This is a genomic window from Okeania sp., assembly GCF_983059655.1.
Genome location: NZ_CEZPJD010000276.1, coordinates 1 through 9,562, shown reverse-complemented (window position 1 = coordinate 9,562; position 9,562 = coordinate 1). Strand labels below are relative to the sequence as shown.

The 9,562-nt window shown below is 34.5% G+C and carries 8 protein-coding genes; 4 read left to right on the top strand and 4 right to left on the bottom strand.

Features of this window, described 5'->3' with window-relative positions; all coding sequences use genetic code 11:
• Together AC3DU7_RS16335 and AC3DU7_RS16330 are read right to left on the bottom strand one after the other, a co-directional pair.
• A partial coding sequence (locus tag AC3DU7_RS16335) for a hypothetical protein (protein WP_488040384.1) occupies positions 1-530 on the bottom strand: 530 nt, incomplete at its 3' end.
• A gap of 142 nt (positions 531-672) precedes the next feature.
• Complete coding sequence (locus AC3DU7_RS16330; protein ID WP_488040383.1) at positions 673-2,028, bottom strand: P-loop NTPase fold protein; 1,356 nt, start codon at positions 2,026-2,028, stop codon at positions 673-675.
• 489 nt (positions 2,029-2,517) lie between these two features.
• Here AC3DU7_RS16330 and AC3DU7_RS16325 point away from each other — a divergent pair, with 489 nt between their 5' ends.
• The 3 genes from AC3DU7_RS16325 (at position 2,518) to thiD (ending at position 6,163) form a co-directional block, all read left to right on the top strand.
• Positions 2,518-3,354 carry a cell division protein FtsQ/DivIB gene (locus tag AC3DU7_RS16325; protein WP_488040382.1) on the top strand — a complete coding sequence of 279 codons (837 nt, stop codon included), beginning with the start codon at positions 2,518-2,520 and terminating at the stop codon, positions 3,352-3,354.
• A 324-nt stretch (positions 3,355-3,678) separates the two neighbouring features.
• Entirely contained in the window at positions 3,679-4,947 is a 1,269-nt protein-coding gene (gene ftsZ, locus AC3DU7_RS16320; protein WP_488040381.1) for a cell division protein FtsZ, read from the top strand.
• A gap of 403 nt (positions 4,948-5,350) precedes the next feature.
• Positions 5,351-6,163 carry a bifunctional hydroxymethylpyrimidine kinase/phosphomethylpyrimidine kinase gene (gene thiD, locus AC3DU7_RS16315; protein ID WP_488040380.1) on the top strand — a complete coding sequence of 271 codons (813 nt, stop codon included), beginning with the start codon at positions 5,351-5,353 and terminating at the stop codon, positions 6,161-6,163.
• Positions 6,164-6,316: 153 nt separating this feature from the next.
• Here the strand turns inward: thiD and AC3DU7_RS16310 are convergent, their stop codons facing one another.
• A complete protein-coding gene (locus tag AC3DU7_RS16310) occupies positions 6,317-6,745 on the bottom strand; it encodes a late competence development ComFB family protein (RefSeq protein ID WP_488040379.1) in 429 nt (142 codons plus the stop codon).
• A gap of 240 nt (positions 6,746-6,985) precedes the next feature.
• Positions 6,986-7,378, bottom strand: a complete 393-nt coding sequence (gene dndE, locus AC3DU7_RS16305) for a DNA sulfur modification protein DndE (protein WP_488040385.1) — start codon at positions 7,376-7,378, stop codon at positions 6,986-6,988.
• A gap of 444 nt (positions 7,379-7,822) precedes the next feature.
• Here dndE and AC3DU7_RS16300 point away from each other — a divergent pair, with 444 nt between their 5' ends.
• Positions 7,823-9,553, top strand: a complete 1,731-nt coding sequence (locus AC3DU7_RS16300; protein ID WP_488040378.1) for a hypothetical protein — start codon at positions 7,823-7,825, stop codon at positions 9,551-9,553.
• The last annotated feature ends 9 nt before the right edge of the window (positions 9,554-9,562 follow it).

Genomic DNA, 9,562 nt, shown 5'->3' with positions numbered 1-9,562 from the left:
TCATCACTAAACTCATTTATCCAATAATTCTCTACTTCCAGTCTCAGTAAACTTATTAAATCACAAGCTGCTAGTTCAAACTTGATTGTAGCTGCTGCCCAACTTTTAAAGTCAGGTGCTAGTTTAATCAGTTTAGCTAACAGTTCATCTGTTATCCATAAAACAAGAGGAAAATTAAATTTTTTCCTAAATTCATCCCTCACCTGATTAGTAGATATTAGTAGCTCATCTATTGCCTCTACTTTTTCTAAATCAAACACCATCAATGCTGATGGTTTCGGAGATTCATCTAGTTGTTTATCAATTGTTGTATAAAGAGTTTTAACAGTTTTTGGTAATACTATTTCTTGAATTCCTGCTGAGGGTAATTCTCTTAATTGCGTAACAATTGTTTGCTGTAAACATTTATAGTTACAGAAAACTAAAATCAGTGAAAATTGTCCTTGAGAAAGAGTTATAGACCTAATCAATCTTTTGAACGAGCGCTGATTATAGATGATACTTTCTACAAGGTTTTTCAAATCTTTCATAGTTAGAAGGAAGAAGGCGTATGAAGTCAAAATTCAAAAGTCAAAAGTCAAAAGTAAGAAATTTTAAGTAAATTAACCACTATTTTTTTTCTCCTGACTCCTGACTCCTGTTTGCGGAGCATTCCGTAGGAAATTCAGAATTCTAATTACTATTAACCCAAATTGCATATTTTTTTGTTTCTGCCAAAACCGGATTAATTCCAAACCAATGACCATCCCGGTCTCGATATTCAAACACAAACATACTTCGGAGTAAAGTTTGACATTCTTCCTCTCCAGTAACTCTTTGATTTTGCACTACTTTAAACAACAATTCCCACTCATCAAAAGTAATAGCTCTGAGCAAGTCATCTCGGTATTCCTGAATTACATTTTCTAAACAATTGCGGGAAAAAGGAGGGTCTTCTTGTTGTAAACAGCTATAGAGTAACATCAACAGTCGTCGCATATGACCCCCACTAATACGGCAAAGTCGATTGAGGGTTTCAGGGGCATCAAATAGACTTGGGATTAATTCTAGACGTTCTTGGGATGATATTTCTGGAAAAGCTCTAGCTAATACCATTTGTTGTAATAATGACATTCCTGTTTCATAGTCATTAGGTTCCATTGTGGGTTTTTTGCTCCTGACTTGTACAGGCACCATTGGTAATACTTTTGGCTTAACTCCAAATCTACTGGATAATCTGCCATAATCATTAGAGAACATTAAAGTGAGGGGTATTGTGTAAACTACATGACAGTTTAGTTTTTTCAGTTGTTCTCCTCGGTCTACAAATAAGTATTCTGGTTGAGTACGTCCCCATGATTTGGGTGAATTATCTACCCGGTCTAGGTTATCAACAATCACTACAAGTCCTTGTTTACCTCTACGTTTAAGTTCAGTGTTAGCTCGTCCAAGTAATTCTTGATTGATTGATTCTAAAATGGTGCTGGTTCGTGGTTCTAGATATTGTCTTAATTGAGAACGTAGTTTGGGAGAATCTTTAGTTTTAGCAGTAATTTTAGCAATACCAACAGATACCTCTGCCTCTCCTGAAAGTTGGATCGGGGTTTGTAATACTTCTGATATTTCCGTAAATAGTTTTTGGAAGTAACCTGGTTTTAGTTTAATGTTGGCTTGCTCCATATTTTCGCTGACTTGACGAGCGATCGCCAGTAAAATATCACTAATGTCTACATCCCCCATATCTAAGTCTTCAGAGGATTCAAAGTAAACAACATGATATCCTTGTTTTTCTAATTTATCTTTCAGTCGAAATAGTTCAGTTGACTTACCACAACCGATATGTCCTGTAAAGAGTTGACAAGTTGGCTGATTTCCAGATAGTAGTGTTATTGTTCTTTCTAATTCTCGAATAATGTCACTACCCCTAACACTGGCAAAATCTATGTAATATTTTTCATCTTCAGGATGTCCTACGATCAGGGTCTTGCTAGGGTTACAGGATTTGTAAAATTTAATTAAGTCAAGAGTCTCTAACACAGGTTTCCCCATAACAAAAAAAAAAGATAATATTATATCGTACTTAACTATTTTATTTTCTTTAATTTTTTGGATATGGGCAAGAGGTATGTTAGCCCCTGGGTACTTAAGCCTTAATAGTAATAATATTTGGGAAAATTGAGCATACAAACAAAGAAAAAAATTAATATATATCTCTGTATAAAGAGGAATTAAGCAGCAAAAATTAATGATTTATGTAGGATAATTGATTTTATCTTTATATTATTAAATATGTCTATTTAGATATTTTGTAGAAGATCAGTGCATTCAATAAACTTTGAGTAATTAGTAAAAACAATCTACTGGTGTAGAAATATCCATAACCTATAACTCCTAAATAATTCGCGATCATTTGACTATTTTCTGTTTGCTAAAAAACTCAAATATCTCATAATTAAAATAATATTTATATACGATTGATCGAAATAATAATTATCTAGGGTAGCATTAAAAATATTAACTGATTTAGTGAGTAAATAAATGGCTAATAGCATTGCATCAGTTTCTCAAGCTGACTTGTCAAGTCGGCGACAAACATTGCTGCGTCAAAGACGATTAAGATTAGTAATTATAATATGGCAAATACTAGCAGTTGGTGGTTTAGCAGGAACTTTACTATGGGCAATTACTCAGCCTATTTGGCTCATAACTAAACAAGAGCAGTTAAGCGTAGAAGGTAATCAATTACTTTCAGACCGAGCAATATTATCTCTAATTCCTTTAGAGTATCCTCAATCTCTTTGGAAAATTCAACCACAGGTACTAGCTAAAAACTTAGAGTCCCATGGCCCAATTGCGAGGGCAAAAATTAGTCGGCAGTTATTTCCCCTAAATTTAAAGATTGAGATTACAGAAAGACGTCCTGTAGCAATTACTCAACTGAAAAGTAAAGTAGGTGCTGGTAACTCACAAAAAATGGGTTGGTTAGATGCCGAAGGGAACTGGATACCTCTAGAAAGTTTTTCTGCCTTAGAAAGAACTCAATCTTTACCTACTTTAAAAGTAATTGGTTTTACCGAACAGTATCGTAAATATTGGCACCTGCTATACCAAAGTCTAAGTCGTAGCCCTGTTAAAGTTTTCGAGATTAATTGGCAAGATCCAACAAACTTAGTTCTCACAACTGAACTGGGAATAGTTCATCTAGGACAGTATAGTTCTCGATTTAGTGAACAATTAAACGTTCTAGACCAAATGCGAGAATTACCAAATAAAATTGATGCTCGCCGAATTGCCTATATCGATCTGAAAAATCCAGAATCTCCTTTAATCCAATTACCAAATAAATCTAGAGGAATTAAAATTAAGTCAAATTAAATCAACAATAATTTCTCAAGTATATTAAAAAATCATTTCCAAGTATATTAAAATATGGCCTTCCAATTTGAAGCTGTCAATTTTTTAAGTTGTAAATCGAAATATTCAAAAGTAAGGATTTCCTGGGAAATGCTTACCTCCAAAAAAATAGAAAAGTTAGATTAAATATGTAGAGAAGTGACGCTTAATCATCAGCTAAGTTCCCAATAGAAAAAAACTCATAAATATTCTGAGCTGGTTGGGTTATAATCCAACATACTTTAGAATATGACTATAAATTAAATTAAAAGTAAAAAATACTACATATCTACCATCTCCAAATTAATGATAGTGAATAATGAACAAGGGGTCAACAATGAAAGTCCCCAATCCCACGGACAAGGAAATTTTCCATTACCAAAAAATGTCTCTAATCCCTTCCGCAATAGCTCGGGACTTTATGGAGAACAAAATTATGACCCCAAAGCCACCTCACAGGAAGAAAGGAGTGATGATATTGTGCCAAGTAATACAGCAAAAATTAAAGTAATAGGTGTTGGAGGGGGTGGCGGTAACGCTGTTAACCGAATGATTGCTAGTGAGGTTTCTGGCATAGAGTTTTGGACAGTTAATACAGATGCCCAAGCTCTTACCCTGTCCAAAGCTCCGAAACGCTTACAACTTGGACAAAAGCTGACAAGAGGCTTGGGAGCAGGAGGTAATCCTGCTATTGGTCAAAAAGCGGCTGAAGAATCTCGGGATGAAATAGCTAATGCTTTAGACCACCCCGACCTAGTATTTATCACTGCAGGAATGGGAGGTGGCACTGGTACTGGTGCTGCACCGGTTATAGCTGAAATTGCTAAAGAAGCAGGTTCGCTGACAGTTGGTATTGTGACGCGTCCCTTCATGTTCGAGGGAAGACGTCGAATTACTCAAGCTGATGAAGGAGTTGCTGCTTTACAGAGTAGAGTTGATACTTTAATTGTAATCCCCAATAATCGTTTGCTATCTGTAATTAATGAACAAACTCCCGTACAGGAAGCTTTTAAATTTGCAGATGACATATTACGTCAAGGTATACAGGGAATTTCAGATATTATTACTGTGCCTGGGTTAGTGAATGTTGACTTTGCCGATGTACGAGCAGTTATGGCAGATGCAGGTTCGGCGTTGATGGGAATTGGTATGGGGTCTGGGAAGTCTAGGGCAAGAGAAGCAGCAAATATGGCAATTTCTTCTCCTTTACTAGAGTCTTCAGTGGAAGGAGCTAGAGGGGTTGTATTTAATATTACTGGTGGAACTGATTTAACATTACATGAAGTTAATACGGCTGCTGAGACTATCTATGAAGTTGTCGATCCCAATGCCAATATTATTTTTGGGGCTGTAATTGATGAGAAACTACAGGGAGAAATCAAAATTACTGTTATAGCAACTGGCTTTAGTGGAGAAGCACAAATTAATCCTACCCAGGAAATAGCACAGCCAAGACGGTCTATACCAACTCCAACTCCAACTCCAACTCCAAGCATTGAGCAGGAGAAAAAATTACCAGGATTGGATATTCCTGATTTTCTGCAAAGGCGACGGACTCCACCTACTAATAGGTAGCTATCAAATAAATAGTGATGTAGCTGTAGCAAAAGTCACCAGAAATAGAGGTAGTTCAACAATTAATAATTAATAATTAATAATTAATAATTACCTCTCCTTGAAAAGAAGAGAATTAACTTAAACGTCCGTATGTCTTAGGTAGTAGGCAGCAGAAGAATGCTTCAATCACTATAGTCTATTTACTTAAAAGTTGCTATAAAAATAACTATTAAACATCTCCAAAAATTAAAAATAAAATTAATTCTTATCCATAAATTATCAATTATTTCTATCTGTTGCCTCTCTCGATCGGCATTCCGCAAGCGAGCTGGCATCGTCGCGGGGTCTGACTGCTGTTGCCTGTTGCCTCTTTTCTGGAGATGTCTATTGACTACTGGCTACTAAATTTTTTTATATTATCATGGCTAATTTTATGGCATCAAGTATTCCTGTTGCTTTGACTATTGCTGGATCTGACAGTGGTGGTGGAGCTGGTATTCAGGCAGACCTGCGTACTTTTGCTTTTCATTGTGTTCATGGTACTAGCGCTTTGACTTGTATCACTGCTCAAAATACTTTGGGAGTGGATCGGGTTGATGCTTTATCACCAGAAGCAGTAAAAGCACAAATTAAAGTGGTTGTTACAGATATGGGGGTACAAGCAACTAAGACAGGAATGCTATTGAGCCAAGAAATTATTTTGGCTGTAGCTGAAGAGGTAGAGGTTTTAAATTTAAAACCATTAGTAATGGACCCAGTGATGGTTTCCCGTGCAGGTGTTCAGTTAATTGACGATCTGGCTGTTGCAGCTCTACAGAATGTTTTGCTGCCGAATGCAACTATTGTTACTCCTAATATTTATGAGGCAGAGATTTTTACAGGTTTAGAGATTAATAATCTAGATGATATGCAGATGGCTGCTCGAGAAATCTTTAGTTTAGGGGCAAAAACAGTTTTAGTCAAGGGTGGGGCTATGAAGAATGAGTTGCGAGGAGTAGATGTTTGGTTTGATGGAGAGCAGTTTAAGATTTTAAGGACTACTACGGTGGAGACTAATAATACTCATGGCACTGGTTGTACTCTCTCGGCAGCGATCGCTGCTAATTTAGCTCAAGGGAAAGATTTATTTTCTGCAGTTAAGTTAGCTAAGAATTATGTCACAAATGCTTTGGAGTATGCTTTAGAAATTGGTCATGGTCAAGGTCCACTCGGACATTTTTTCTCTCTATTATAGCATAGGAGTTGGGAGTTAGATCGGGAGTCGTTGGTGGGCGACGTACAGGAGGGAAGAAGAGGAACTTTTCAGGTCAGTATGTAGGAGGAGTAAAGTTTTTTTGTTAGGCTCTTATCTTGAGATGATATTACTATTAAACATTTCAACATATACTTATTTTCTAGAAGTACCTAAGCGATAGTACTGACCATGCTTCCAATTATAATTTTTACTGCTTTGTTTATTTTCTGCGGTAGATCCTTCTGTTTGTACCACTGAGGAAGATACTTTTTTGGTCTCCTCTTTAAATAAAGGAGTTGAACTTTTTAAAAGGTCTCTTTGTACTGCTGCAAAAGCATGACGTACTACCACTGCTATCTCTTTTCTATAATCTTCTTCGGCTTTTTTCGTTTGAAATTTCCAGCCTTCTTGACTAGAAGCATATAGTGGTGGAAGACGATTCAGTGCATAAGTTTCTACATCAGCTCGCTTAATATATTTCGCTAACTTTTGAGGCAACAAGGTAATTTGGCGATTTACTTCCTGTGCTACCATTTGTTCCATAACATTTAGATATTTCTTTTTTGAGTTAGCCGGAATCATTAGATACCTCCTTTGTTCAAATATTTATTTAATCTACCTAGCTGTTTTACCTCAAACTTAGGATAAGAATGCTTCTATATTATTAACTTACCTTTACTAGTTGATTTACTCAATTTCCATTATATTAAATTACAATTTGATGTAACGATTTGTTACATCAATTATAGTTTTTAATAAATTGATAATTGCTCTCTATCTATAACAAAAACTACCGAAATTTTTAATATTTGGAGTTAAAACTTAGTCAGGAGAAGTAATCACAATTGCAATTAAGTCTTCTATCCTTTTGATATTTGGGTTACCAGCTAAATATCCAATGCCTCGATGTAAGTGTAGGCTAAATTGGGTGGCCAAAGTTTCCTGGTCTATACTTATTCCATCATTATAGCAACGTTGCTTGAGAGCCAATAAAAAGATGTCAGAAAATTTTCCACCAAAAGTTCTCCATGTTAATTCTAAATTACTATCAGTAGAGATTGGCACTGGAGAGGGAATGCTTGATTCTCCTAAAGAGCAACAAAATGCCCAACGACAAAGAATATTCCATTGATCTATTTTGGTATTACGCTTCAGTTTAGTTAACTGTTCTTTGGCTGTTTGAGAAAGTCGTATTCTTTCAATTGGTAGTTCCATTAAAGATTTTAAAGCTGCAGTTTGAGTCAATGTTATTAAGTTTGATTATATCACAATCAAATTTTATGATATGCCTGAGTTTTTTATACATTCAATTTGCATAAAATTTCATTGATTTGTTGTTGGTAAAAATCAAAATATATGTCATTTTTTTGTTAATTGAATGATTTTTTTTGAATTTATACTACAAAAATATCAATGACAGCATTTTTTTATGCATTATCTCTGAAATTTATTTTTACTGTTTCTGTGGGAAATTAGATATATACCAGATATAACAATGCGATAAATTAAATTTTATTAGTAAGATAATGACTGAGGAATACTATTATTTAATAATCCAGAAAATTGTAACTTGCCAGTATGATTATTTTCATAGCATAAACAATTATTTTAAATATCTGTTAAAATCTGCCTATTCAATCAAAAAAATATTATATTTTAATGAAAAATATACATAACTTTTTAACTGCTCCTATAGATAAAAAATCTCGTAAAAGGGTTATATTTTGGTTTAGTCTCAGCATGACTTTTGCTACATTTTATGCTTTTATGGCACTTAAAAAAGCTTTTGTTAGTAGTCTGAGTGTGCAAGATGATGCTAGACAACATATTTTTTGGATGCAGCGTTTTTTTAATCCAGATTTATTTCCCAATGATTTAATTGCTGATTATTTTCAGTCAGTAGCTCCAGCCGGATATACTTTACTTTATAAAACTGCAGCAACTATAGGAATTAACCCTTTTATTTTTGCCAAAATTATCCCTTTTATTTTGGGTTTAATTTGTACTTACTATATTTTTCAAATCTGTTTAGAGATATTACCCGTACCAATGGCAGGATTTATTGCAGCTTTGGTCATGAATCAGGCTATTTGGATGAAAGATGATGTTGCTTCTGCTACACCTAGAGCTTTTGTTTATCCATTTTTTCTGGCTTTTTTATATTATTTACTCCGAGGTTCGTTGGTCATAATGGCAATAGCGATCGCTTTGGTGGGATTATTTTATCCTCAGTATGTATTTATTGCTTCTGGTATTCTAATTTTGCAATTAATTTACTGGAAAAATGGGAGGTTTCAATTATCATCAGAAAAACGGAATTTTCTATTTTGTGGAGTTGGTTTAAGTACGGCATTTTTTGTTTTATTACCTTACGCTTTAAGTTCTTCAGAATTCGGACCTGCTATTAGTCGAGAAGCAGCGATGAAGTTAAGAGAGTTTTATCCAAATGGGAGGAGTACATTTTTTCATGTTCATCCAAAAGATTTTTGGTTAACTGGCAAACGTAGTGGAATGTTTCCTAAGTCTTTATTTACTCCAGCTACTCAATGTGCAGGATTATTATTACCGTTTTTATTGGCTTTTAAATCTGGTTTTCCTTTAATTATAAATATTACTAATAGAATTTGGCTGTTAGTACATTTATTACTTTCATCTTTGGCAATGTTTTTCATTGCTCATGCCTTACTTTTTCGGTTACATCTTCCTAGTCGATATACAGGATTAAGTTTCCGAATAATTATTGCTTTGGTAACGGCGATCGCTCTTACTTTAATTATTGATGCTTTGTTTAATTGGGCAGAAAATAGACAAAAATCTCCTATTAAGTTTCAGGCAATTATTTCTTTAGTTTTAACAAGTTTAATTATGGCATCTCTGGTGTTATACCCTGCTTTTGTTAAAGGCTTTCCTCTAGTGAAATATAAAGTGGGTAGAGCTACAGATTTATATAGTTTTTTTCAAGAACAACCTGAAGATATTATGATTGCTTCTTTGGAGGAAGAGGCAAATTTATTACCTACATTTACTCAACGTTCTATTTTGTTGGGTAGGGAATATGCTATTCCTTATCAAGTTGGTTATTATAGTGAATTTCGGCAACGAACTATAGATTTAATTGTTGCTCAATATAGTTCAGATTTAGCAGATGTGAAAAATTTTATTCAAAAGTATGGGATAGATTTTTGGATGTTACATCGTGGTACTTTTACGCCAGAATATGTTGAGGATAATAGTTGGTTAATGCAATATGAATCTGCACAGGAAGCTGTAACTTTTTTGCAGTTAGGATATATTCCTGCTTTGGCAACAACTATAACTACTTGTACTGTTTTTCAGAATGATAGTTTGTTTGTTTTGGATGCTAATTGTATATTAGGGAGTAGGGAATAGGGAGTAGGG